Origin of the sequence: Aliikangiella maris, from assembly GCF_040719265.1 — a bacterium.
Taxonomy (GTDB): domain Bacteria; phylum Pseudomonadota; class Gammaproteobacteria; order Enterobacterales; family Kangiellaceae; genus Aliikangiella; species Aliikangiella maris.
Genome location: NZ_JBFDAH010000001.1, coordinates 242637 through 267700, shown reverse-complemented (window position 1 = coordinate 267700; position 25064 = coordinate 242637). Strand labels below are relative to the sequence as shown.

At 36.1% G+C, this 25064-nt stretch carries 23 protein-coding genes; 9 read left to right on the top strand and 14 right to left on the bottom strand.

All coding sequences use genetic code 11. From position 1 onward, the window contains the following. The first annotated feature begins 78 nt into the window (after positions 1–78). Positions 79–831, top strand: a complete 753-nt coding sequence (cysZ, locus tag ABVT42_RS01170) for a sulfate transporter CysZ (RefSeq protein WP_353873264.1) — start codon at positions 79–81, stop codon at positions 829–831. Positions 832–906: 75 nt separating this feature from the next. On the opposite strand, the gene ABVT42_RS01165 is transcribed toward cysZ, so the two are convergent. Continuing rightward, entirely contained in the window at positions 907–1611 is a 705-nt protein-coding gene (locus ABVT42_RS01165) for a hypothetical protein (RefSeq protein ID WP_353873263.1), read from the bottom strand. 132 nt (positions 1612–1743) lie between these two features. Between ABVT42_RS01165 and smrA the strand changes: the two genes are divergently transcribed. Continuing rightward, on the top strand, positions 1744–2319 hold the full coding sequence (gene smrA / locus ABVT42_RS01160) for a DNA endonuclease SmrA (RefSeq protein WP_353873262.1): 576 nt from the start codon (positions 1744–1746) through the stop codon (positions 2317–2319). Positions 2320–2489: 170 nt separating this feature from the next. Here the strand turns inward: smrA and ABVT42_RS01155 are convergent, their stop codons facing one another. The 7 genes from ABVT42_RS01155 to ABVT42_RS01125 form a co-directional block, all read right to left on the bottom strand. Further along, entirely contained in the window at positions 2490–2849 is a 360-nt protein-coding gene (locus ABVT42_RS01155; protein WP_353873261.1) for a DUF4124 domain-containing protein, read from the bottom strand. Positions 2850–2988: 139 nt separating this feature from the next. Then, on the bottom strand, positions 2989–5046 hold the full coding sequence (locus tag ABVT42_RS01150) for a M56 family metallopeptidase (protein ID WP_353873260.1): 2058 nt from the start codon (positions 5044–5046) through the stop codon (positions 2989–2991). Position 5047: 1 nt separating this feature from the next. Continuing rightward, positions 5048–5425 carry a BlaI/MecI/CopY family transcriptional regulator gene (locus ABVT42_RS01145; protein WP_353873259.1) on the bottom strand — a complete coding sequence of 126 codons (378 nt, stop codon included), beginning with the start codon at positions 5423–5425 and terminating at the stop codon, positions 5048–5050. A gap of 306 nt (positions 5426–5731) precedes the next feature. Beyond that, the gene (locus ABVT42_RS01140; RefSeq protein WP_353873258.1) at positions 5732–6103 is read right to left on the bottom strand and encodes a PilZ domain-containing protein; all 372 of its coding nucleotides are present in this window, start codon (positions 6101–6103) and stop codon (positions 5732–5734) included. A gap of 21 nt (positions 6104–6124) precedes the next feature. Further along, positions 6125–6484, bottom strand: a complete 360-nt coding sequence (locus ABVT42_RS01135; RefSeq protein ID WP_353873257.1) for a PilZ domain-containing protein — start codon at positions 6482–6484, stop codon at positions 6125–6127. 304 nt (positions 6485–6788) lie between these two features. Then, positions 6789–8615 carry a DUF885 domain-containing protein gene (locus tag ABVT42_RS01130; RefSeq protein ID WP_353873256.1) on the bottom strand — a complete coding sequence of 609 codons (1827 nt, stop codon included), beginning with the start codon at positions 8613–8615 and terminating at the stop codon, positions 6789–6791. Between the two features lie 27 nt (positions 8616–8642). Beyond that, a complete protein-coding gene (locus tag ABVT42_RS01125; protein ID WP_353873255.1) occupies positions 8643–9443 on the bottom strand; it encodes an SDR family NAD(P)-dependent oxidoreductase in 801 nt (266 codons plus the stop codon). A gap of 399 nt (positions 9444–9842) precedes the next feature. Here ABVT42_RS01125 and ABVT42_RS01120 point away from each other — a divergent pair, with 399 nt between their 5' ends. Both ABVT42_RS01120 and ABVT42_RS01115 read left to right on the top strand, forming a co-directional pair. After that, entirely contained in the window at positions 9843–10097 is a 255-nt protein-coding gene (locus tag ABVT42_RS01120) for a hypothetical protein (protein ID WP_353873254.1), read from the top strand. Continuing rightward, positions 10090–10314 carry a hypothetical protein gene (locus tag ABVT42_RS01115; RefSeq protein WP_353873253.1) on the top strand — a complete coding sequence of 75 codons (225 nt, stop codon included), beginning with the start codon at positions 10090–10092 and terminating at the stop codon, positions 10312–10314. Before ABVT42_RS01120 ends, ABVT42_RS01115 begins: the two co-directional genes overlap by 8 nt. Positions 10315–10637: 323 nt before the next feature. Here ABVT42_RS01115 and grxD read toward each other — a convergent pair whose 3' ends face one another. Next, positions 10638–10949: a Grx4 family monothiol glutaredoxin gene (gene grxD / locus ABVT42_RS01110; RefSeq protein ID WP_353873456.1), complete on the bottom strand. Its 312-nt coding sequence runs from the start codon at positions 10947–10949 to the stop codon at positions 10638–10640. A gap of 239 nt (positions 10950–11188) precedes the next feature. Here grxD and ABVT42_RS01105 point away from each other — a divergent pair, with 239 nt between their 5' ends. The 4 genes from ABVT42_RS01105 to ABVT42_RS01090 all read left to right on the top strand — a co-directional run bounded on the left by ABVT42_RS01105 (position 11189) and on the right by ABVT42_RS01090 (position 15589). Beyond that, positions 11189–11767 carry a superoxide dismutase gene (locus ABVT42_RS01105; protein WP_353873252.1) on the top strand — a complete coding sequence of 193 codons (579 nt, stop codon included), beginning with the start codon at positions 11189–11191 and terminating at the stop codon, positions 11765–11767. 203 nt (positions 11768–11970) lie between these two features. Next, positions 11971–12384, top strand: coding sequence for a hypothetical protein (locus ABVT42_RS01100; RefSeq protein ID WP_353873251.1), 414 nt, complete (start codon positions 11971–11973; stop codon positions 12382–12384). An 84-nt stretch (positions 12385–12468) separates the two neighbouring features. Next, the gene (locus ABVT42_RS01095; protein WP_353873250.1) at positions 12469–14724 is read left to right on the top strand and encodes a tRNA(Met) cytidine acetyltransferase TmcA domain-containing protein; all 2256 of its coding nucleotides are present in this window, start codon (positions 12469–12471) and stop codon (positions 14722–14724) included. A 208-nt stretch (positions 14725–14932) separates the two neighbouring features. Continuing rightward, on the top strand, positions 14933–15589 hold the full coding sequence (locus tag ABVT42_RS01090) for an MBL fold metallo-hydrolase (protein ID WP_353873249.1): 657 nt from the start codon (positions 14933–14935) through the stop codon (positions 15587–15589). An 85-nt stretch (positions 15590–15674) separates the two neighbouring features. Here the strand turns inward: ABVT42_RS01090 and ABVT42_RS01085 are convergent, their stop codons facing one another. The 4 genes from ABVT42_RS01085 to ABVT42_RS01070 form a co-directional block, all read right to left on the bottom strand. Further along, the gene (locus ABVT42_RS01085) at positions 15675–16559 is read right to left on the bottom strand and encodes a DUF481 domain-containing protein (protein WP_367023354.1); all 885 of its coding nucleotides are present in this window, start codon (positions 16557–16559) and stop codon (positions 15675–15677) included. An 85-nt stretch (positions 16560–16644) separates the two neighbouring features. Continuing rightward, on the bottom strand, positions 16645–18894 hold the full coding sequence (locus ABVT42_RS01080) for a carbohydrate binding family 9 domain-containing protein (protein WP_353873247.1): 2250 nt from the start codon (positions 18892–18894) through the stop codon (positions 16645–16647). Between the two features lie 226 nt (positions 18895–19120). Continuing rightward, entirely contained in the window at positions 19121–20017 is an 897-nt protein-coding gene (locus ABVT42_RS01075; RefSeq protein WP_353873246.1) for a TolB-like translocation protein, read from the bottom strand. 11 nt (positions 20018–20028) lie between these two features. Continuing rightward, positions 20029–21750: a pentapeptide repeat-containing protein gene (locus tag ABVT42_RS01070; protein WP_353873245.1), complete on the bottom strand. Its 1722-nt coding sequence runs from the start codon at positions 21748–21750 to the stop codon at positions 20029–20031. Positions 21751–22435: 685 nt separating this feature from the next. Here ABVT42_RS01070 and ABVT42_RS01065 point away from each other — a divergent pair. Beyond that, positions 22436–22798 (top strand): carboxymuconolactone decarboxylase family protein, encoded by a 363-nt coding sequence (locus ABVT42_RS01065; RefSeq protein ID WP_353873244.1) that lies wholly within the window; start codon positions 22436–22438, stop codon positions 22796–22798. A 201-nt stretch (positions 22799–22999) separates the two neighbouring features. Here the strand turns inward: ABVT42_RS01065 and uvrB are convergent, their stop codons facing one another. Continuing rightward, positions 23000–25003 carry an excinuclease ABC subunit UvrB gene (uvrB, locus tag ABVT42_RS01060; RefSeq protein WP_353873243.1) on the bottom strand — a complete coding sequence of 668 codons (2004 nt, stop codon included), beginning with the start codon at positions 25001–25003 and terminating at the stop codon, positions 23000–23002. Between the last annotated feature and the right edge of the window lie 61 nt (positions 25004–25064).

The following is a 25064-nucleotide window of genomic DNA, read 5'->3' as shown; positions in this document are numbered from 1 at the left end:
TTATCAAACGCATTAGTTTAAATTATTTCTCAGTTAAAACACATAAAAAATATAGTAATCACCCAGTAAATTAGACTTATGCAACATTCATCACTTAGCAGTGTTCAATATTTGAGCAAAGGTTTTTCTCTTATCTGGAAACCTAAAATTAGAACATTTGTGTTTATTCCGCTATTAATAAATCTGTTATTACTGACGATAGCGACAATTTATGCATTTGAGAACCTTTCATCCTGGTATAACAGCTTGCAGCAAAGTGATAGCAGCATCATACAATGGGTAATGGAATGGCTCGACTGGTTGATCTGGCCATTGGTAGTCATTTGTGTTTTTATCGTTATCTTTTTTATTTTCGCCTTTATTGCCAATTGGATCGCCGCACCATTTAACGGTTTACTCTCTGAAGCGGTAGAAAAATATCTGGCAAACGATCAATTTATCGATAAACCCTTTAACTTTAGTGAGTTTTTCAATGATATTCCGCGATTACTCAAGCGAGAATGGAAAAAGTTTTTATACTACTTACCCAGAGCTTTGGGTTGCTTAATTTTATTTTTGACACCTTTGGCCATTGTTGCACCATTTATCTGGTTTTTCTTTAATGCTTGGATGGCTGGTATTCAGTATATTGATTATCCAATGGATAATCATAAAATTTCTTTTTCTCAAATGCTGAAAGAAATTCGCCAACAACGAGGAAGTACATTTGGATTTGGCACCATTGTCATGCTATTGACAATGATTCCAGTTGTTAACATTTTAGTCATGCCTGCAGCGGTAGCTGGCGGTACGGCTTTATGGTTTGACAAATTCCATCATAAGCAACACTAGCGGTTAATTATCCGCTAGTGACTCCGCAATTAAATCCTCGGCAATTCGCACCATCAGTCATCTGATAACAACCGCTTATTGATCGACCAGTGATAGATGGTCTATCGAGGGAGCCGCTATCTTTTCCGGTGTTTTAGCCGGTAAAATCCGCTCACCTACGCTAGCCAATGATAATCCGCTGGTATCAACTTCACGTTTTTCATAGACTTTAGGAGGTAATATTTGTGCACCAACCTCTGCAACAGAAAAATCGCCCGCCACCTCTTCAGCCTGATTTTCAGCATTCAGGCTTGAAGCACCACGACTGTCTGGGATATCGGTATTAGCACCTGTCTGCTGTTGAGGCATCATTTGACTAGATGGCGCACTATATCTTGAGATATCTTCTGCTTTTGATGGGGATTGCGTCACATGGGTTGCTTCATTATTGATACCATGACTCACATGAGTATCATTTGAGCTGTCAGTCGCACCATCTTCGGGCGATGCAAAGCTGGCTTTTCCAGCATATGCAGCTTTTATTTTTGCAGGTTGTTCTGCGCTGGATTCAACTTCTTTAATCAGTGCTAAGGCCCCAGCATTACGCAACGCAGACTGATACTTCATCGCTGCCGCGTAATCAAGATCTTTTCGAATAACGACTTCACCACCAGTAAATAGCCGCTCAATGGCTTCTGGTGTCGATTTAAACAGTTTCACCAGATTAGCTTTGACTTGTTCGATTTCCAAGCTTTTTACAGTCTGGCCTCTAAAAACAACATTATATTGTCCATCAATCATTAGTTATTCCTACAAAGACTCTATGAATCATTGGGAATTATAGAAAAAATTAAACCGCTTTGCATCTACCCAGGTCGGAGATAATTGCATAAAATGACAAAGTCACCATCATCGCAGCTTTAGGTGTATTTAATGACCAATGATTCTGAAATGACGCCTTCTGATAATTTTTTAGAAGAAATGGCGGAAGTGAAACCTCTTGAGCAAGACAAAGTTTTAACACAAAACCGAAATCAGCCAGAGATTAACAATATTTATCGTCAAAAAATGGCCGAGTCATTTTTGAAGAAAGACCATAATTTTCTGACAGATGGCGAAGTAGTTCCTGTTGAACCGCTTGAATTACTCTCTTTTAAACTTGACGGAGTTCAACCCGGCGTTTTCAAAAAGTTAAGACAAGGTAAATATGACATTGATTATCATTTAGACTTACACAGAAAAACGGTTGCGCAAGCAAGACATGACGTTTATCAGTTGCTAAGAGCATCTATTCGCTACGAATACCGAACAATTATGATTACTCATGGAAAAGGTTTACAGAGTAACCCACCGGCACGTTTAAAAAGCTATGTAAATCATTGGCTTAAACAGGTTGAACAAGTAATCGCTTTTCACTCAGCTATTCAACGTCATGGTGGGGTCGGTTCAGTTTACGTCTTACTCAAAAAATCTGCCGAAAATACCATTAATCCTTCAAAATATAATTAATGAAATCAAATAGCTGAGCATGGATAAATTAGTTTTACTGTCGCTCTTATGCAATCGGGGTGAATCTGTTTATTCTAGGCTTTAATGCTACTTCCAATATCGCAGCATCAAACATCTATATTATCCCCTTGTACAAGCTATTGTTTAGATTGATTATTTAATCCCTAGAACTAGTTATCATCTTTCTTTTTATTTGCTTTTTTAACGGTAATATCATCGCCCATACTTTCTTGAATTTGAAATTCCATATCCCCTAATTGAATTTCTTCATAATCTTTAACATTTGTTGGCATTCTTTCACTGACATGGACTTCACCATTAGCATCAGTCCAGCGATAAACCACCTTTTTGGCATATCTAGAATGTGGGAATACAGATTCTTTAATTTTATCACCTTTAAAAATGATAACGACATCATCAATAAAAGAACTTAATGTACCATTACTGGCATATTTATCCCAAGCTAGTGTAATTTGCCCAAAATCGCGACCACCAAATATTTGTAATGCGCCTATAATGACGATAAACATTACAACAACCAATAAAAATTTTTTAATCATAGCTTCTGTATCTTTATTCTGTCACAAAGCCTAGTTTCGCTTTGCTGATTAGCACATTAAATCAATCATACGCCGAAAATTTAACAACTTCATTGAAGTCTATTAAATATTAGTTAAGTTTACGACGAATTCTCGTTCCCACCTGATACTTAACTAGCGGCTGCTCTGGCGGCAATTCAAAATCAAAATAAATACTTGAATGATAAGCGGTCAGTCTACCATCCTTTATTGCTGGCTTATATCGCCACTGTTTAAGCTTATCTTTAATCTCTCTAACAAACAGCCAAGAAGCACCGTCGCTAAAATTCAGATCGGTTACCCGCCCGCGCGCATCGATAGTGAAGTCAACTTTGATTTTACCACTCAGCTGACTTGTATAGGCCTCTGCAGGATATCCAGGATATGGTGTATAAATCGCTTTAGGCTCTTTATACTGCACGCTTGTTTGACGAGACGCAAGTTTGGTATTCAGCCTGAGTAAATCAGCCTGCACAGCTTGAAGACTGGTTTTAGCGCCAGTTGTTCCTACCGGGACTGTGACACTCGAAAAGTCAGTCTGGTGCGCCAAATTTAACGCTATTTTAGCTTGACGATTGATTTGCTGTGGTTTGGCAATATGCATTGGCTTAGGATCGACCTTGGCCGACTGCTTTGGCACAATAGTAGGAAGCGCCAATACAGGATGTTGTGATGCCGATGCTAAAACCAGTGGATTATCATCGTTTTGTCTGGTAATCACCTTACCAGACTGAGATGTGCCATCTATTATAGAACTATTCACTCCACCTACAGTTTCTGCTCGCGTGTTGTCTGAAGTCGTATTGACTGTCGGTACATTAATTGTCGATGTATTAATTGTCGATGTATTAATAACTGAGCGTTTACTCTCCAACCTTTCTACTATCGGAAAATCACTAAAGGTCCCCATATGTAAATTCTCTGAGAGAAAATTACGATTGGTCAAATTTTCTTTGGCAAAAGTTTGCTCTGTAAACGTCTCTGATGCAAAAGTTTCTGCGGTAAAAGTATTAGAGGTAAAAGCTAACGAAGTAAAACTGACAATTATTGCTAAAAACGCAACACACAGGCTTTCTAATGAGATTAACTGGCGCTTATGCTGTGTTAAGATTCGATCAACCCTGCGTTTAAGATGTCCATCTGTCGCGGCAACAGCAACCAGTGATAAATTGCCTTCTTTTAACTCTTCAATTCTTAACAATGCTTTTGCTAAATCCAGTTTTAACAACTCAATATGAGGTCTTTTATTTTGTGAGTCCTTTGGCGCATTTTGTATTGCAATCGCATCACATATATATTCCCTTTCCTCTCGAAGCGCGCGATTAATCCAATAAATTGCCGGATGAAAGAAAAACAATACCTGCATTACGCCCTGAATCAAGTTAATCAAAAAATCTTCACGCTTAACATGGGCTAACTCATGCGCAATAATTAGTTCTAATTGCTTTTTATCTAGCCCAACTGTGATCGCTAGAGGAAGCAAAATTGTCGGCTTCAACCAACCAATCACTACCGGTACATTAACTAAAGATGAACGAAATATTTTTACTGGCTTATCAATGTTCAATTGAGCGCACAAGTTGACAAATGCGATATTTAATTCAGAATCAACTGGCAAAATGCCTCGCTTAGTAAGTAAAAAGGTTTTGTGCAAATCAAAAATAAACTTAAACAGCATGAAACATACGCCGATGCCCCAAATCAAAACCAGAATTTGGTGATTGCTGATCTGTTCATAAAACGAGGTATTCGTTTTATCTATTGTCCAATCATCTTGCGAACTATCTCGGTCAACGCTCATGTATGACAAATGGGACTGATTAGGATCTTTAGCGATAGATATAAACCCATTGGAATCGCTGATGTCTTGATGATTTAGTAAGTTGGTTGGTTGCAAAGTATATAAGTCAGATTGCTTAAAACTATCAGCATTGCTGTAATGTGTGAAAGTGTATATCGGTGCAATCAAGCAAAATATTAATGCACCCAGGCATGAATAATATCTAAAATAAAGAGCATGTTTACTCGTGAAATTTAAAATTAACTTTAATAACAATCCAATAATAGTAGCTTGCCAACAAAAATGACCTAAAGTATAGGCAACATTTGAAATAACATGTTCACTATATAAGAACTCAAATAGATTCATATTATTTCTTGTTCTCTAATTCATTTAAAATCTCTCTGATTTCAGCAATTTCCTTTTTGGTCGCTTTACCGTGCAAAGCGCTTACAACAAGTTTCGATGTTGACCCCGCAAAAACCTTTGATACTAAATCTTTAACAAAACGTCCTTGAGTTTCGCTTTGATCGACAGCCGATGAATAAATATGTGCACGGGAGGACTCATCTCTCTCTAACAAACCTTTTTCAAACATGATTTGCATTATTTTCAAAACGGTCGTATAGCCGGTGGTGTGCGTGGCAGAGAGTTCTTCATGAACATCCCTAACGGTACAATCCCCTCGTTGCCACAAAACCTGCAAGACTTCTAACTCAGCCTGTGTCGGTTGCGGTGTTACATGCATAAATGATTCCCTCGTTAAGACCCCTAATATTTTTTGGTCTATATAATCAGTTTGTTATCGTTCAGTCAACAAATGAGATAACTATTACCAATGACGTCATATAACTCTATTCTATATTATTCAAGAAAAACATCCTCGGTAAAAAATGCGATTGAATACCGCAATATAAACAAAACTGACAAAATTACTGGTTAAGAGTAGAATTATCTAGAAGATAAACGGATTAAAGAAGTGCTAATAAGCGACAATATGTTGAATTTTGATGGAATTATGATTGAAACTAGTGATAAAGAGCAGTTAAATCACTCATACTGATCCGGCTTTTCTCTCTTCTGACTGAAACATCTTTTGCCAAACTAAGTAATCCGAATGTTCAGCATCGATTAATTCAAATCCAGCCAAGTATTCATTATGTGAGATCTTTTCGAACCATTTCACCTCACCCGTCAGTAAAAACCGATATCCACCAGACTCAAAGCTGATTAATAGCTCAAGTATAGAGTGTATAATGAAAGGATAACCCGACTTGATTTTTAAGCCTGATTCAGAAATATCCTGTGTCGTACATTCTAATAAAATACAATCATCGGAACTACCGTCCGAAGCCGATAAAACCTCAATAAAGATTTTCTCTTCTCGTTGCAGACGTTCGTGTCGACGTTGCTCTTCATGCTTCATTTAACACTCCGCGAGTGAACACTATTTAAATGAATTAACCAATTCAAGCCAGTTACGATATTCATTCTCAATTATATCTAACAGCTTGATTCCAATGAAAAAAGTTGGTGAATCATCAACTTCTAAACACCATTTCACTTCCCCCAAAAACTTGAACAATTGTTCAGGCTTGATCACCTTAACCTCCAACGGCAATGAAACACCCAATGGTAAAGGGGTTTGCGAAACAATTTTAAGTCCTCCTTCGGAAATATCTTCTGTTGCGCATGTATGCTCAAACGGCTTAGTTTCTCCATGATTTGGCTGCTGATAGGTTAACAATATAGAAAGCTGTCGCTTGCGACGTCGCTGCGCTCTTAAATCGTCAATATCAAATGCCATGCTCACCACCTGAATTCTCTCTTGTCAGCTGTAATCACTGCAATACAGATATTTCAAGTATAGAATAGCAATTAATATTTTGCAGAATATGCCATGCCTCCCTCCCTCATATACAGGTCCTTTGCAGCTTTGCCTACCGTACTAGACAAAAACGCCAATTTATATTTAACCGACTGCGAGACGGATATTCTTGTATCATTAGATATCGCGATCACTATTCATCAGCTTGATTCGCAAATGACTAAGTCATATTAATCGGTCTACGAGGTTCAATTGAGCACCTTTCGCTTTATTAATCAGTCATTTAATTGGTGCGATTGAGCTCAGTTTGAATATATTCATCTACCAGCTCTTCTAAAATATCTAACGGTACAGCGCCATTTTTAAGTATGACATTGTGAAATTCACTTAATTTAAAACGACTACCAAGCGCTTGTTGGCTTTTAGCTCGAAGCTCTAATATTTTCATCATACCAATTTTATAAGCACATGCTTGTCCGGGTAAAACAATATAGCGCTCAACTTCGGCGGTAATATCTGTTTCAGCCATTCCGGTATTTTCAATCATATAGTCAATGGCTTGTTGACGAGTCCAGCGTTTAGCATGAATACCTGTATCAACAACGAGTCTGACTGCACGAAATAATTCATCCTGTAACCGACCAACATTGTCGAAAGGATCTTTTAAAAAGCCAAGTTCCCAAGCTAAACGCTCAGCATATAAGGCCCAGCCTTCGGTATAGGCGGTAAATATAGACAATTTTCGAAAGAAAGGAACGCCTTCAAGCTCTTGAGAGATTGAAACCTGAAAATGATGTCCTGGCACAGCCTCATGATAAGCTAATGTTCTCATTCCAAATTTAGGAGTTGCTCTAACATCATAAAGATTCACAGAGAATCTACCCGGTCTTGAATTATCAACAGCTGCCGGAATGTAATATGCACCTGGACTGGTTTTTTCTTTGAATTGTGGAATCCGTTCGACTTGGACAGCCGCTTTATTTTTTATATTGAACGAGTCACCCAGGTTAGCATCTATTTCATCAATAATTTTTTGGTAATCTTTTAAGATCTGTACTCGACCAGCAGCAGAATCTTCATAGTAAAATCTATCTTGTGATGTCAGGGTGCTGATTGCTGTATAAAAACCTTGCGAAGTATCAATTCCCTGTTGCGAAAGAATCTGCATCATCTGTTGTTGAATTCTAGCAACCTCGTTCAAACCAACATGATGAATATAATCTGGCGTGTAATCTGTTCCCGTAAAAAATTTGAGAGCAACCTGATAAGCTTTATCGCCATCGGGTAGTTTCCAAAAACCCGCTCTATCATCACCTTTATCAGACAAGGCAGATAAATATTGAGATAGAGATTCATAAGCAGGATATACATCTTCAGTAATCGCTGTTTTCGCTTTTAATAAAATATCTTGCTTATGTTTATCTGAAATTGAATCTACATTATTTAATTTTTTTTGTAATGATTGGTATAAAATATTTTGCTCTGTGGAATGTTCGGTAAAATTACTGATTTCATCAACAACACGTTGTAAAATAAATTTAGGTGGAACGATACCATTTTCTTGACGATGTTTTAGTGCTTCGATTGTTTGTGAAAATTTTAATGGCAATTTATGTAAGCGGCTAATGTAATCTTCCGCATCATTAACATCATTAATTTGATGTTGTGCATCCATAAAAGTAGGAAAGCTATTTTGCACACCAGAGAGCTGGTTTACCGGATAAGTATGAAATTGGTAAGGCTCAGCTTGCTTAGCAAGCTCAAATAAATATTCAGCAATTTTCTTTGAAAGTAATTCGTTTTTGCTTAAACTTTCATTTTCATATTTTTTAAGTACAGCATGCTCTTTTGAAAAGTAGTCAAATAGTTCTCGACTGAATTCTGGTGTGATGTCGTTTAGCTCTGCATTGTGAGCTTTAATACCGTATTGCTCCAAAAAGTGCATTGAAGATAGGGTTTCTGGATGTTTAAAAACAGTTTTCAATGCGACTCGATTAAAAAAATTATTAATCAACACAGGCTTTCCGTACCATTCATTGACGGCAAAAACAGCTACTGACAAAATTGAAAAAACGACAAACAATAGAATCCATTTTAAAATACGTTTCACTTAGTCAAACCCCATAGCTAAATATTATTATTGATTTCGTTGGTAGATTTTAGGTAAAACCCAATGATAAAAATTAGGGTTAATGCGATGGATAAACGAAGCCAATGCAGGTAAACCTTTGGCGATTATCACTTCATTTTTACCTTTATCAAGTTGCCTTAAAAGCACTTTTGCAAATTCTTCTGCACTCATCCCTGTTAAAATTTCATTATCCATTTTTGCATAAGGCTGTGCATTTCCGGTCAGCGCATTTTTACTGATATTCGTCTTAACAAACCCAGGACAAACATTAATAATTTTTATCCCGTATTTAGACACCTCCGCGCGAAAACTATCCATAAATCCAATCAGTGCATGTTTAGCTCCAGAGTATGCACTTCGCATAGGAGAACCTACTTTTCCTGCAACACTGATAATGTTAACAATCATTCCAAAGTTTAGGTCTCGCATTTTAGAGACAAGTGATTTGGTTAAGATCAATGGCGCAAAATAATCAATATCCATGACCAAGCGATCAACCTCATGCGTAGTCTCAAGCGCTAACGATCGCTGACTGATACCCGCATTATTAATTAAAATATGGATTTTATTATGAAATGACCAAGCTTTATTCACCTGAGATTCGAGCGATGAAGCTTCGACCAAGTCAAAAGCTAAATACGAGTGTAAATCAGGATTGTGTAGTTCTTGACTTAATAATTTAAGCGCAGCCTCATTTCGGCCTGAAAGAATTAAAATGGCACCCTTAGCAGCCAAGGCAAAGCTTAAGGCTTTACCAATTCCCGATGTTGCTCCAGTAATCCAAATAACTTTATTATTATAATCCATGATTTAATTCATCCTAAAGCGGTTGCAGATCAGTATAATTAATTTATAAAATATCCACTAATGAATTATTAGTGAACTCTGTAACAATTCGTAATACATTTAATTTTTAAAGATGTTGATAAAATTCAAATTCTATTTGGAATATACGATATAATTTGAATTCTGACCTTGTTGTTTGGTCTGTCAGATAAAATAACCGATTCTCCCTATCTTAACAACCTGCTTTAATAAAAACATATAACCTATTGATTTATAATATTTAATTTTTATTAAACCTGATTTTGTGAACTCCTTCTCATTTATTTAATACCAATTTGGTATTATGGTAGCTCCTCGAAACAAGACAAATTTTAAACAGTGTTTTCAGTCAAATTTAGAAAACATTGATGAGGATTTAAGATGAAGTGGTACACACTAGAAAATGGCAGACTTTGTCTTGGAACAGACAAGCAAAAAGTCGCTAATTTTCATATAGCTACAAATATTAGACTAGCTACGCCGATAGATGTTCCGTTATTACCAGAACACATCGCGTTAATTGGGTCTTATCCAGAGGATTGGTATTCGGATTCTGAAATTGATAAAAAAATAAACGATACGGCTCGACATTTTTTTGAACTTTCAAACCTATCTCAGCAGTTCATTTATGCATAATAATATTGGTGGAGTTTATCAATTGAACACTCAAGAAAAGCAATTTATCACAGAAAAAACGGTTGGTCCCACTCGATTTGAAACGATTCAGCTTGAAACAGATGTTACTAATGAAAATGATGGACTTGAAATTGATCGTGCATTCGAAATGTTGGAGCAAGAAGCACAAAAGTATGGTGCTATCGGTTTAACAAACATTACCGAGCTTATTAACTAAACTAAAGCATTATTTCTTCTCACTACTTTAGCATTTAGATAGTTTCTAATGATTAAGTCTTGTTTTAGACCAGATCATTTAATAATTAAGTTCTAATTCTCGACACAAGTCACTAACCACATATCCATTAGCTAATGCGATACTTTCTCTCTTGAGCAATAGTTTATCTATAATCGATCTTTAAAGGCTTACCTAATTTTTTTAATGCATACTTTAATATCGATTAAAATCAGGTTGTTTTGTAGGTAGGTTAATTAGCTACTCAAATGTATCGAGTAGCCAACTAAATCAATTTTTATGCGAACGCTTACACAGTGAAGAGACTAAGCAGCTTCGATAACTTGAGCGAGTTCACCTGATTGATGCATTTCTAATACAATATCGCATCCACCAATTAACTCACCATTTACCCATAGTTGTGGAAAAGTTGGCCAGTTTGCATATTTTGGAAGCTCTGCACGGATGTCAGGGTTTTGCAGAATGTCAACATAAGCAAACTCCTTCCCGCAAGACATGATTGCCTGAGAAGCTTGTGCAGAAAAACCACACATTGGTGCTTCTGGAGAACCTTTCATATATAAAATAATGTTATTTTCTTCTAGCTGTTGCTTAATTTTTTCTACAGTATCCACGATTAACCTCAAAAAATTTATGATTATCCGACCACTTCGTATCGAGCAGGAATTTTATCTTTTTTCGTATTATGATTCTATGCGAAGTTGTTAATTATTATTAATTATCTCAAAACTGAGTATTTATTTTTATAGATATAAACTATTATTACTGTTAACTGCTTCAATTTACCCTGTATCCATACCGCTTTTCAGTCTAAAATAGCCCCCGTCGACAATCAATAATATTCTAGGAGAATAAAATGTCCTTTGAACTACCTGCATTACCTTACGCTAAGGATGCACTAGCACCAACTATTTCTGAAGAAACCATTGAGTTTCACTATGGTAAGCACCATAACGCATATGTCGTGAATCTAAACAAATTAGCTGAAGGTACCAAATATGCATCAATGAGTTTAGAAGAAGTAATTAAGGACTCAGAAGGCGGTGTTTTTAACAATGCGGCTCAAATTTGGAACCACACTTTTTATTGGAATTGTTTATCACCTGAAGCAACTCAACCATCAGCTGAACTAACTGCGGCAATTAATGAAGCGTTTGGTTCAATAGATGAACTTAAAGCACAATTTTTAAACTCTGCAGCAACTAATTTTGGTTCTGGCTGGACTTGGTTAGTAAAAGATAGTTCAGGTAAATTATCGATTAAAAATACCAGCAACGCCGGCTGCCCATTAACAGAGAGTTTCACACCTTTACTAACTATTGATGTTTGGGAACACGCATACTATATTGACTACCGTAATGCTCGACCAAATTATTTAGAAGCTATCTGGAATATTATTAACTGGGAATTTGTTTCTAGCAATTTCGCTGGATAATCTATTTCTGACATATTTGAGCACAGAGTGATTTTAACTACTCTGTGCCTACTCTTCCCTACAAGGCAAAAATCTCCCTATTTTTCCTGACAATCTCTTACATTAGAAACAGACTTTAACAATTTCATCACCGCTAAATTTCTACTAGTATGCTTTAGTCACTTACTGATTAAAATAAATATTAAAAAATTACAGGACTAAAAATGTGTAGGAAAACACTCTTATTATCGATTTTTCACATACTGATTTTTATAAATCCCAATGTATGTAAAGCTAAAATCTATCGATATATTGATGAAAATGGTATTTTAAATTTTACCGATGTTCGTCCTACAAATACAGACTACCAAACTGTACCCATTCCAATAATTGACGCCACTGAATGGATAAAAACATCATTTGTCGCGAAAGAAAAGCTTCCCTATAAAAAGCAACGGAAAGAGTTAATAAAAAACGAAGCTCAAAGCAATAAAAAGAAACAGTGTAAAAAACTTAAAACTCAAATTAATCAAATTGAAATTCAACTTAGAAATCAGCAAAAACCAGAAAACTTCGAACGACTTAAAAATAATCTTAGAAAGTTACGCTGGACTTATCGCAAGTCTTGCTTAAATTAACTTAAACATGGTGGGTAATACTATAAAAGTACTCCGTTTATCGTATATAATTGGATATATTTCAGACCGCATATTCAATTTCATTTGTCTCATCAAATTCAACAAGCATTTTACGACTGGCTAAAGAACCTAGAATATCAAAATATTCGAGGTTTGTTATTAATTACTGAGAAAACCTGGCAACAACTTAAAATCGATTGGCAAAACATATACCCAGAGTCAACTATTTCACTCTCCTATAACACCGAAAAATCGAATCAAAATAACAGAAAAAGCCTAAGTGCCGATCTGTCAGCCGCTTCGCTGTTTGAACAACAGTTATTATTAGGTAATGAATATCAAATCTATATTCATAATGCATCAAGCCAATTTGATGTAAATTTGTTTGCTGCTTTGTGTGGTGGAATAAAAGGTGGAGGTTGTCTTTTTCTTATATTACCCAATCAGTTAAATAATTGGCTCCATCAGTATGTTAACTTGATAAACAACCACTTAAAAACAAAACAACTCATTCATTTTTTGCAGCCGATTGAAGTTTCCCCGGTACTCAAGCGTATTCTAAAGTTTAATTTAACTAACCCTGCGGTTAGTATAATTTGTCCTGTTACACTCAAATTCTACTCTGGACTAGTATTATTAGATTCTGAGAACAACACATCAAAAAATAACTCAGCTGCAAATGCAAACATTTGTCAAAATAAAAATAATTCTAAAAATTATCAAGAACAAGAAAAAGCTATCGAAAAAATAATTCGCGTCGCAACGGGACATAGCAAGAGACCATTAGTGTTAACTGCCAGCCGAGGGCGGGGTAAATCGGCTGCACTTGGTATTGCCAGCAATGTTTTGTGCAATAAAGCAAGCTTTAAAATTATAGTCACCGCCCCTAACGTTCAAAACCTCAATTCGTATTTTAAACATTTAGATAAAACGCTATTTCAGCAGTCTACTAAAGACAAGAAATACAATTGTAATAATGGCTCAAGTGTTCAATTCATTCCGATTGATAGAATTATTCAAAACCAACCTGAAGCTAACCTATTACTCATAGATGAAGCTGCGGCTTTTCCCGTCAATCAATTAACTCAAATCATTGCGCATTACAATCGTATTATTTTTTCTTCAACAACAGATGGATATGAAGGAAATGGTAAAGGATTTGAACTTAGATTTCAGAAAATTTTACTTAAAAAATTTCCACAAGCTCGCTTCACAAGTATAGCAAGACCGATTCGATGGTCAGTAAACGATAAGTTGGAAAATGCGTGTTTCAATGCGTTGTTACTCAATAGTACTAATGGTACTCAGCAAGTTAAATTGAATAATCTTTCTGAACTCAAATTTGACATTATTGACAAGGCCGAGTTAACTTCGAATGAATCTTACCTATCTCAAGTGTTTTCGCTATTAATCAATGCACATTACCAAACACGTCCAGCCGACCTAGAGAGCATATTAACAAATCCTAAATTGACTGTTGCCGTATTATTTAAACAAAAAGAAGTTGTTGCCGTTGCACTACTAAATCAGGAAGGTAATTTAACATCAGAAACAATCAATCAATTAAACCATTCATCAGTGCGACTAAAGGGAGAGTTAATTCCTCAATCAATTATTTGTAATTTGGGTTATTCCAAAGCCGGGACCTATCGCTATTTACGTATCATGCGGATAGCAACATTGCCTTATTTACAATCTTTCGGTATTGGCAGTTTGTTACTCAAGAATATTCAAGACTATGCTCATCTTCAGCAAATAGATTTTTTAGGTGCCAGTTTTGCTTGTGATTCCAAGATATTAAATTTTTGGTTAAAAAACCATTACTCTATTTATCGTATTGGCAGCCGAAAAGATTCTTCAACAGGCTTATTTACTTGCGATGTATTAATGACAATTAATGCAAAACTTAAATCTTTTTTACCCAAATTATTAACTGATTTTGAAGCATCATTAATCTACAATCTTAACCATCAATTTATTACACTCGAAAACAAAATCGTTTATGAAATTATTCGACAACAATTTGAATATAACAGTTTATATTTAAATTCGCATACGCGAAATGAGTTGAAGGCTTTTAGCAATCATCAACGAAGCTTCACCCAAATCAACTGGTTATTAAAAGAACTGCTGTTGACTTGCTTATCCAACAAAGATCAAAACACCCTAGAGAGTACTCCTCAAGTTGATTGGTTATTTTTGATTGATTGTTTATTATTTTACAAAACTGAAGAAACATTGTCGCGTATCTATCAATTAACAGGCAAAAAGCAAAAGCTGAAAAGACTGAAAGATCTCACTACACAACTCTTAAATTTTTCACTTTCATCTGAATTGTAAACTGATACTTAATCCTAAACACATAATAGTTTGCTCGCAAAAATATCGAACTAAAAAATATCGAATAAGTAAGTGTCAAGTTAATAAATATCGCGCTGATATTTTTACAAAACAATCAATTTTAATTGGTCATATTCATAAAGTAGGCATAATTGAAAAAATTTGTTAGCATAACTTTCATTCAATAAAGTATTTTATCTATATTTATATGGCATTACGTGTAGAAATTGTAAAGGTTACTCCTTTTCAACAAAATTGTTCGCTCATCTGGTGTGATAATACGCAGCAAGGAGCCATCATTGATCCGGGAGGCGATATTGCAAAAATCCTCAATGTTATTGAAGAAAACTCCATTGAAATTACTCAAATCCTACTTACTCATGGTCATCTCGATCACGCAGGTGGGGCAACTGATTTAGCCGCTCACTTTCAGGTTGCAATCAACGGTCCTCACATCGAAGATAAATTCTTGCTCGATGCAATTACTGATCAGGCTAAAAGCTACGGATTTACTGGGATAAAAAATTGTCATCCAAGTAGATGGCTTGATGAAAATGAAGAAGTTACTGTCGGCGAAGAAGTACTTTCGATACTTCACTGTCCCGGGCATACTCCAGGCCATATTGTATTTTATCATCAGCCATCACAGTTATCTTTTGTTGGAGACGTTATATTTCGGGGCTCAATTGGCAGGACAGATTTTCCGAGAGGCGACTATACAACATTGATTCAATCAATAACCCAAAAACTTTGGCCATTAGGCAGAGAAACTCGGTTTGTTCCGGGTCATGGCCCCATCTCGAATTTCGATACTGAAAGAAAATCCAATCGCTTTGTTAGTGACGAAGTGTTGGCTCAAAATTAAACCACAAAAGCTATCGATGCTTTTGTCTATCCAAGTGACATTACCCAATAATTAAAAGATAATGTCACTCTCTCGATTAACAAGATTAAAAAGAGTAAACAACTGTAAACGAGGTGATTGTTTCTGTCTTTTTACTACCTAGTGGAACTTCAGATTGGCGCTTTACAGCGTAAGATAACTTTAAGGCAAGGTCTTCGATCACTTTAGCTGATAAGCCAGTATATGATTTCGAGATAGTATTGTCATCACCAATTTCAGAGGATAGTTTTTGCTCAAATGTTGCAGTTTCGCTTACTTTCCATTTATATTTACCAGCGATTCGAGTAATACTTTCATTATTGGTCTCTGATGGTAATACAAGTGTTGCTTCAGTTTTACTTTTACGCGAACCAAAACCTAGCTCCCCATCGAGCACATGTGTATCATCTTTTATGAAATTGTAACCTGCACCAACAGCTAATGACATTTGGTACTCAAAGCCAGAATCCTTGGTGCTATCATAGTCATAAATGCCAAATGCATATGATTTATTGCTAATTTTGTAGTTCGATTTAATTTGGGCGACATATTTTTCGGACTCAGTTTTAATAACATTACCGCTTGAATCTTTTTCTTCAGATGAACTCGTCACCGTCGCGACAAATCCTTCGTGCTTCCATTTAGTTAATTCATACGACAAATTAAATTGTCCATTTAATGATGCCGTGTCTTCATTTCCAGAAACAGCCACATATCCAAACTCGATACCCCCTTCCCATTTTCCGGTACAACCTTCTGCTTCTTGCTCACAATTTACATCGGCATTACCAGAAGCTTCGCTCGGCTTTGACAAAAAGAAATCATCTGCAAAAACTGGCAGGTTAAAAAACGTGCAAAAACATAATCCTAGTATAGATTTAGAATAAATATTCATCAAAATTAGCCTGTTTTTCATTAAAATAAACGGGCAGATCATATCAATAATCCCCATATAAAAAAACCAGATTCAGCAAATATCTTTAAGTCTTTCCATTAAAATTTATGGGTCAAGGTGTGACTTAACTAGTTGATTGATACTAAAGCTGCCAAGCGTAGGAAAACTTAAGAAAAACCGAGCGGTTTAATTTTTCTAGATCGGGGTAACGCTCATCTTGATTCGCATAATTGTCAGAATACCCTGCATAAAACAGAGTAAATGGATTAATCTTATAAGAATAAATCAGCTGGGTAGCAAGGAGTTTATCTTTTCCATCCATATCAACGCTATCCTTACCTTGAAGTGTCAATCGAATGAAGCTGTTGGTATCGATTTGATAAGTTGTTTTAAGATTAAAGATATCCGTATTATATACATCTATATTCTGATATTGAAAATCTTCATAAATGTATTCAAGCGCTGAATTGAGTCTTTGTGTTAATTGGTAATTGAGTTTTAAAGTCAGCCGTTCAACATCACCCAATACTGCGGCAGAGTAGTCTATTTCATCTCCCCATTCGTACTCAAACTTGATTCCTAATTCTGGGATGGGATTAAATCCTCCCCAAAATATATAGCTTGGTGTTTCAAATGTAGTCCCTAAATAAGTATTCTCAAGATCAATAATATCAAAACCAAAAAACGATTCATAAATGGCATTCAGTTCAATCCCAAGATTTATCCCCTTATCAATTGGTGTTTCATCAATTTCCTGAGTTTCGCGCCAATCGCCATAAATCTCAACAGACTTCCACCAACTACTTGGCTCATCTGAATACCAGTTTCGTGAAAAACCAAAAGCAGATCGTTCCCAGTTAGCCACACTGATAAATCCTGCATCGGCCCTAAAATCTTTTCCAAAACGGTGGTAAGTAGCAAACCATCCCCAATCTCTATCGTTATGGGTATAGTTAAAAGAGACCGTTTGATCAGAAATATCCTTTTCGGTAACTTCACTAGTTGTAACAAAAAACTCATAAGGATAAGTGGTATCGGAAGTCATCGCTTGAAACTTGATATAATCACTACCGGTAAACCAAAACCGACCATCCAGTCCGACAACCTGGTTCCGATAATCATCGGCTTCACGCAGTGTTATAGTTGCTCCAATATTACTATTATCGCCCAAGTCATAACGATAACGGACTACCTGATTCTCACTTTCTGTATCAGATAATCTAAAAAGATTAGCCCCATATTGGTTTGGAATAATTAAATTAGTGTGTTTGTCTTTAAGACTAATCAATCCGTAACTGTGTTTATCTTCTTTACCTGTAATTTTAATACCATACTCGGGCTCATCAAAAATACGGGTATAAATTAACTGAGTCCAGTTACTGAAGTAGTCGATCCCATCCAGAAAAAACGGCCGTTTTTCGGTTAATTGAAGAAGCGACAAATTATTCGCATCCAGTTGAATTGAATCCGCTTCAACTTGAGAGAAATCAGGATTAAGCGTGGCATTTAAAAAATTATTTTGGTTGATTCCCCAACGCATATCAAGACTCAGTCTTTCCCTTAGTTTGCCATTATTCCATTGCAATCCATTATCAAATGTACGCTTGTCCGACTGTAACAAAGTCAGCGAAGGGATCAGTGTCAAATTGCTAGGGGATTCGGCCAGTGCAAATCCTTCAACTTCCCCCATCTGGCACAAATCACAGTCAATATTTCTATCAACCGGGAGGTTAGTTAATTCATGAACCACATTGCGGCGCAGCTTTCTAACCAGCTCTAACCCCCAACGCTTTTTTGAACGATTATTTTCAAACCTTAAAGCTGCAAATGGAATCTTCATTTCAACATTGTAACCATTTGCCGTCATCTTACCCGCGCTAAACCAGATAGCGTCCCAACTTGAATCAGTTTTATCAGACTGCTCATCAATCACACTATCAGCTTGAATACCTAGCGGATTTACTTCAAATAAAAATGCTTTTCTCGAATCGTTAAAGGTATCCAGTTTGATAGCTACAGAGTCAGAGGATTCTATACTGTCGCGATCCCCCATATAGGCACGAATTAAATGTGGGCTATCATCATAGGCTTCAAAGGCAATATAAATATTTCTGCCATCTTCAAAGATTAGCGCCCGGGTGGCAACAGGCGCAGGAATGTTTTCACCCGGAGAAGTTTCAAAATTTAGAAACAGCTCGAGGGCATCAGACCATGTTGTTTCGTCTAACTTTCCATCAATTTCGATCTGCTTATTTGGCGCCAGAGTAATGAAGGGAATCTCACCAATCAGTTCAGATGATCGACAAGAAAAAGATAAAATTGTTAATATTGCCCCAATAGTCCCCACATAAACAGCCCGCAATAACCAACTAGCCGTTTGATTAATGATCACTTTTTAATTCCGAACTAATTCTTGTTTTTTTCTATAGTTTATTCGAAAACTACTCCCATATATCCGACCACCAAAGGTATCAAATATATTGAATTATTCAAGTTTAAAGTAACAAAAATAAGAAATAGATAATAATATCTTTCGATATATTGAATTTCGAGATAAAACTTTTTTCTAATAAAATTTTAGTTTTGCTTCGAAACCTATTAAAAGATTGCTTTAAAGATCAATTATTTTCAAAAACAACCGCTAATTTATCTTTCTTATTAGATACGGCTAACCGAGAGATTTGATTAAACTTAAACTGACTTATATTTTTTACCGGCACCCATTTTTGATTAGTATTTAATCGGTAAACTAATAATTTTTCACGCTCTGATGACAGCAGTACGTCTTTTGAAAGCCAAGTATAATCCTGAGCTTCGGAAGGCAGTTCAATGATTGAGGAAACCGATTTTGTATTAAAATCATAAATTTTAAGTTCATGTTTTTTGGTATCATCGTGATAAACGGTATAGCTGATTTGATGAAAATCTGGACGCTTTTGCAGACATCGTCCAATATTTTTATCAATAACGACAGCGCCATCATTACCACGTTGAGTAATTTGTAGTGTACTGGGTTCTCCCAGCACAAATAGTGCAACTTGATTTTGACTCCAGGCATGATAGCCAATCGGTTCAATTGAATTAAACAACAGGTTAAAACCCTTTTTATTAGAAAACTGCCATAATTTTTGTGTACCATCTTTATCCTGTCGAATCATCGAAATTGAATCGGCTAAACCAGGAATTACGGTTGGAGAATACTCACTTGGCTCAGTGTTAAATAAACTTTGTAACCTATTTTGACTAAAAGACCATTGCCATATATCCGTTTGTTTTCCATCTGACTTAGTAAAATATAATTGGCTATCATCAGTTGAGAAAAAAGGTTGGTTTTCATACGCTTTAGATTGGGCGATTAATTGCGGTTGCTCTATGCTTAACTCATCGTCGTTATTGGCTAAATTGAATACTACAATATCAAAATTAGGTAATGTTTCGGCGCTTGACGAAAGGCAACAAGCGGCTAAAAGAGCCCAACTAATATACTTTATTAGTCTCAAAATCGGTGCTTGCAACTTATAATCTCCTACTGACTTAGCTTTCGTTGTAAATGGTAAATATTTATCCAATCACCCGCTTTTTTATTACCAATAGCTTTGGTCAACTGACTTTTACGCGGATAAAATACAAATTCACTTGTTTCTTGTTCAGCATAGTGTTTAACCTTCTCGGATACGATAATTTCACCGGCTTCAGCCATCGCTTCTAATCGAGCAGCCATACTGACGGCATTACCTTCCAAATCAGATTGATCGGTCACTTCATTATGTACAATGGAAACTTGTCCCAAATCAATTCCGATACGTAATTCAAATTGAGCAGACATGAGGACATCTCTAATCATACAAGCGCACTCAACGGCTGATCGCGCACTGCGAAATGTAGCACGCAGTGAGTCGCCTTCCATATTAGGATAACTGGCTTTCCACCTTTCAAGAATTGGTTTTAATAGTCCACGAAAGAGAGAGAGCTTTTCTGAAACAATTCCCTCATTCCACTGGGTAAACCCCTTCAAATCGATAAATAATACACAGAAATTTCTTATTTGATCGAGCTCATGCTCTGCGGCAAGTTCAAGCAATCTAGGCCAAAATTTCTCTTTGATTTCTGCAAGTGACTCTTTAAATTGTTGCTGCATTTGTCGATCGGCTCGAAGCGCTAGTTGCGCATTCTGGATACGACTGGCCTCCTCCTTCAATGATATTTCAAGGTCGTTGAGCGAATAGTTGCCTGCTTCATCGACAACTAATTGAACTAATGCACCGCCAGCAATATCCTTAACTGACTTAAGCCTTAAAGCCACCCCCCAATGACATGCCTGTAGATGATCTATTAATATTGGTAAGGTAGCAATTTCATTTGCGGTTAAACGAAAGTCGTACTTGAGTTCAATAATCAGTGATTCCGCATAAATTCTTTCGAATTCATGAGGCTTGTATTCCGTTTTAATTGTACTATCGCGATCCCAATAAGCGTAGTCACAGCGAATTTCACGTATATCCCATCCAATCGTTTCAGCATTAAATAAACTGGTGTTAGTAATATCTGCATGTGCTAGGCATGCACCCGATAAGTCAGCATCACGAAAATCGCATCCCCGTAACGATGCACCTTCAAAGTTAACGCGTGATAAATTTGATCCTACAAAATCGACACCAGTCATATTGGCCGATTTAAACTGGGTTAAATGAATATTTGCATCGGTTAATAAACACTCAGCAAGATTAGCACCGTTAAAAATAGTTTTATCTAAATTTGCGCCACGTAAATCAACACGTTTTAGACTGGCATTAGTTAAGTTTTTACCGGCCAGATTTTGTTTTCTTAAATCACACAGATCAAGTGTTATACCAATTAAATTAAAGCTTTGCAGATCCAGATGAGTCAGATCTGAATTGATAATTGAAGTGTCGTTTAATATGGCCGTTAATAAATTTACTTTTTCGAAATTACATCGCTTAAATTCTGCATGTGACAAGTTACTGGCAATCATTTTTGCCCCCAAAAAATCACAAGCATGAAAACTGGAATGACTAAAATTTGTTGATATCAGATTAGCATTTTTAAAAGAACAGCAATCAAAGTAACAACCAAGCAGTTTAACACTGGAAAAATCAATTTCAGTAAAATCAAAATCACGAAATTCTACATTTTCAATGATAATATCATCATGACCATGATTTTTTTTCCAACGCTGCCAGTTTTCTTGTTTTACAAAAAAGTTGGGATCTGATAGTGCTTGATTCATATTTTTATCCATTTATTTGCAGCATTAAACATTATTATTAATTATTCTGAACAACTGTCTATTTAATACTCTACTCACCGATACACACGACCTCTAGTTAATCTAGATATTATCTATTTCAAGATTTGAATCCAGTCAAGATTTGAATCAAGTAACTAAATAGTTGGTCTTTTTACAATGAGTGTAAAACAGTGACGACAAACCTAGTGTAAAAGCCAAAAATTGAAGAAAATTGAAATTCCACATTAAATCTTCTTTTAACTCATTTTTATGACTCTTTGGCAAAATATTTACAATAATCAATGATGCATAATATTTAGCTTTTAATTTAACGCTTCAGATAAAACTCTATTTTGAATAATTAAGTTAATTCAGTGCTTTCAGTTAGCAAAAAGAGCTTGTTTAGAATTAAATTATACCACTTTGTTAGTTATTAAATATAATTACACGTTTATTTTTATAATTTAACTAACTTACTAAGTTAGACTGCAAATTAAAATAACCATTACGGATAGACTAATTTAACTTCGAGCCAATTAAAATAGCATACAAATCAACAACTAACAATTAGTTATTAAAGTCATTTGTCCTACATATTTACCTTGATAAAAGTTTAAATGTCATTTTAAATTTAAACCGATCTTCGTTAGAATTAGTCTTTTACAGACAATATGTTAACTATAAGATGACACATCCATTTGAAGAGTATCGTAAAAAACGAAAAGCAGGAAATGAAAAATTACTTAAAACCGATAACCTGGTAACCAAGCGTTTCGTTTCACTCGATAAACAAGCGTACAAAGATGGCGCGCTTCCAGCCACAACCAAAGAATTACTAGCATTAACCGCTTCTATGGTTCTTCGCTGTAATGACTGCATTGATTATCATCTGGAAACTACGGTAAAACTAGGTTTTACTCGAGAAGAAATTGATGAAGCAATTGGTATTGCATTATTAATTGGGGGTTCTATCGTAATTCCACATGCCAGACATGCAGCAGAAAGCCTGGAATACCTTTTTGGTGAACAGCAAGAAAGCAACAACTAAGTAGTAGCAAAACACATATCGAGACAAAACCTTGTTTTCTCAAATAACTGTTATATCTTCTTTTAAACTAAGTGTTTTGTCTTGCTGTGCTTACTGGGCATATTAATTGGCCGATATTTATTTTTTGCCTCATTTTATTTCCCAAATCAACCATGACTTTAGTATTTTTATTGAGCTAATAAGCCGCGAATAAATATCTATTTAGTTAAATATTTTTTCTCTAATTGCTGCAATATCATCGCGTAATTTAGCTGCTTGTTCAAACTCTAGATTTTTTGCCGCCTCGTACATTTGTTTTTCAAGCTTTTCAATTAACTGAGCCGCTTTGGCTGGTGTATCAACAGCATATGATTTCGTTTTTTCTGAAACCTTTTTCAGTTTAACTTTGTCTTTAGCGTACTCGCCTCTATCAGATTGCATAATATCACCAATCTTTTTGGTGACACCTTTAGGCGTTATGCCATGTGTTATATTAAACTGATGTTGAATTTCACGACGACGATTATTTTCACCTATGGCTCTTTCCATCGACCCAGTCATTCTATCAGCGTACAAAATTGCCTTACCACGTAGGTTTCTCGCCGCTCGGCCAATCGTTTGAATTAACGAACGTTCCGAACGCAAAAAACCTTCTTTATCAGCATCAAGAATAGCCACTAATGACACTTCGGGCATATCCAGGCCTTCGCGTAGCAGGTTAATTCCGACCAAAACATCGAACTCCCCTCGCCTGAGATCACGAATAATTTCCATTCTTTCAACTGTATCAATATCAGAATGTAAATAGCGCACTCTTGCGCCATTTTCATTTAAATATTCGGTTAAATCTTCTGCCATCTTTTTAGTCAACGTTGTTACCAACACACGCTCATTGACTTCGACACGAATTTTAATTTCAGATAACAAGTCATCAACCTGGGTAGCAACCGGACGAATTTCAACCTCTGGATCAAGCAGGCCAGTAGGTCTGACAACTTGTTGGACAATTTCTCCAGAATGTTGTTTTTCATAATCAGCGGGAGTCGCAGAAACAAATATTGTTTGTGGTGCAAGCTTTTCAAACTCTTCAAATTTCAAAGGTCGATTATCGAGTGCAGAAGGCAAACGGAAACCGTATTCAACCAACGTTTCCTTACGCGACCTGTCACCACGATACATTGCACCAATCTGCGACACCATAACGTGGGATTCATCAATAATTAACAGTGCATCTTTGGGTAAGTAATCAAATAATGTCGGCGGATGTTCACCGGCTTTTCTACCAGACAAATAGCGAGAATAATTTTCAATACCAGAGCAATACCCTAGCTCGCGCATCATTTCCAAGTCAAATTTAACACGTTGATCCAAACGCTGATATTCAACCAGCTTATTAGCCGCTTCAAGCTGTTGTAACCGTTGAGCAAATTCAACTTTGATTTCTTCGATTGCATCTAATAAAGTTTGTCGTGCTGTGACATAGTGACTTTTTGGATAAATTGTTACCCTTGATAACTTTTTAACCACTTCCCCAGTTAACGGGTCAAACATACTTAGCCCATCAACTTCATCATCAAATAGTTCAATTCTAATTGCATTTCGCTCGGATTCAGCCGGAAAGATGTCAATGACATCCCCCCTGACTCGATAGGTTGCTCTTTGCAATTCCATATCATTACGGCTGAATTGCAACTCTGCCAAACGCCTTAAGATAGTTCGCTGATCAATCTCTTCACCTATAGCCAAATGCAAAACCATGCTATGAAACTGTTTTGGATCTCCCAAACCGTATATTGCAGAAACTGAAGCAACAATGATGCTATCTTTACGCTCCAGCAGCGCGCGCGTTGCAGACAAGCGCATTTGCTCGATATGATCATTTATTGAGGCATCTTTTTCTATAAATGTATCACTGCTAGGAACATAAGCTTCCGGTTGATAATAGTCGTAATAAGAAACAAAATATTCCACCGCATTATGTGGAAAGAATTCTTTCATTTCACCGTACAGTTGAGCCGCCAGCGTTTTATTGGGTGCTAAAATAAGTGTCGGACGCCCTGTTTTTTGAATTACATTGGCAATGGTAAAGGTTTTTCCTGATCCAGTAACACCGAGTAAAGTCTGATGACTCAGTCCATTTTCGAGACCTTCAATTAATTGCTCAATTGCTTTAGGTTGATCTCCAGCCGGTTTAAACGGCGATTTTAGTCGAAAATTTTCAGTCATAGTCGAATTTCATTGATGGCTGATAGAAAGATTTGAATCGATTAATCAAGTTAAGCCACAT

Bases quoted from the DNA above. Each gene is read 5' to 3' on its own strand.
- cysZ (WP_353873264.1), top strand. From the start codon at position 79: ATGCAACATTCATCACTTAGCAGTGTTCAATATTTGAGCAAAGGTTTT.
- ABVT42_RS01165 (WP_353873263.1), bottom strand. From the start codon at position 1,611: ATGATTGATGGACAATATAATGTTGTTTTTAGAGGCCAGACTGTAAAA.
- smrA (WP_353873262.1), top strand. From the start codon at position 1,744: ATGACCAATGATTCTGAAATGACGCCTTCTGATAATTTTTTAGAAGAA.
- ABVT42_RS01155 (WP_353873261.1), bottom strand. From the start codon at position 2,849: ATGTTTATCGTCATTATAGGCGCATTACAAATATTTGGTGGTCGCGAT.
- ABVT42_RS01150 (WP_353873260.1), bottom strand. From the start codon at position 5,046: ATGAATCTATTTGAGTTCTTATATAGTGAACATGTTATTTCAAATGTT.
- ABVT42_RS01145 (WP_353873259.1), bottom strand. From the start codon at position 5,425: ATGCATGTAACACCGCAACCGACACAGGCTGAGTTAGAAGTCTTGCAG.
- ABVT42_RS01140 (WP_353873258.1), bottom strand. From the start codon at position 6,103: ATGAAGCATGAAGAGCAACGTCGACACGAACGTCTGCAACGAGAAGAG.
- ABVT42_RS01135 (WP_353873257.1), bottom strand. From the start codon at position 6,484: ATGGCATTTGATATTGACGATTTAAGAGCGCAGCGACGTCGCAAGCGA.
- ABVT42_RS01125 (WP_353873255.1), bottom strand. From the start codon at position 9,443: ATGGATTATAATAATAAAGTTATTTGGATTACTGGAGCAACATCGGGA.
- ABVT42_RS01120 (WP_353873254.1), top strand. From the start codon at position 9,843: ATGAAGTGGTACACACTAGAAAATGGCAGACTTTGTCTTGGAACAGAC.
- ABVT42_RS01115 (WP_353873253.1), top strand. From the start codon at position 10,090: ATGCATAATAATATTGGTGGAGTTTATCAATTGAACACTCAAGAAAAG.
- ABVT42_RS01105 (WP_353873252.1), top strand. From the start codon at position 11,189: ATGTCCTTTGAACTACCTGCATTACCTTACGCTAAGGATGCACTAGCA.
- ABVT42_RS01100 (WP_353873251.1), top strand. From the start codon at position 11,971: ATGTGTAGGAAAACACTCTTATTATCGATTTTTCACATACTGATTTTT.
- ABVT42_RS01090 (WP_353873249.1), top strand. From the start codon at position 14,933: ATGGCATTACGTGTAGAAATTGTAAAGGTTACTCCTTTTCAACAAAAT.
- ABVT42_RS01085 (WP_367023354.1), bottom strand. From the start codon at position 16,559: ATGGGGATTATTGATATGATCTGCCCGTTTATTTTAATGAAAAACAGG.
- ABVT42_RS01070 (WP_353873245.1), bottom strand. From the start codon at position 21,750: ATGAATCAAGCACTATCAGATCCCAACTTTTTTGTAAAACAAGAAAAC.
- ABVT42_RS01065 (WP_353873244.1), top strand. From the start codon at position 22,436: ATGACACATCCATTTGAAGAGTATCGTAAAAAACGAAAAGCAGGAAAT.
- uvrB (WP_353873243.1), bottom strand. From the start codon at position 25,003: ATGACTGAAAATTTTCGACTAAAATCGCCGTTTAAACCGGCTGGAGAT.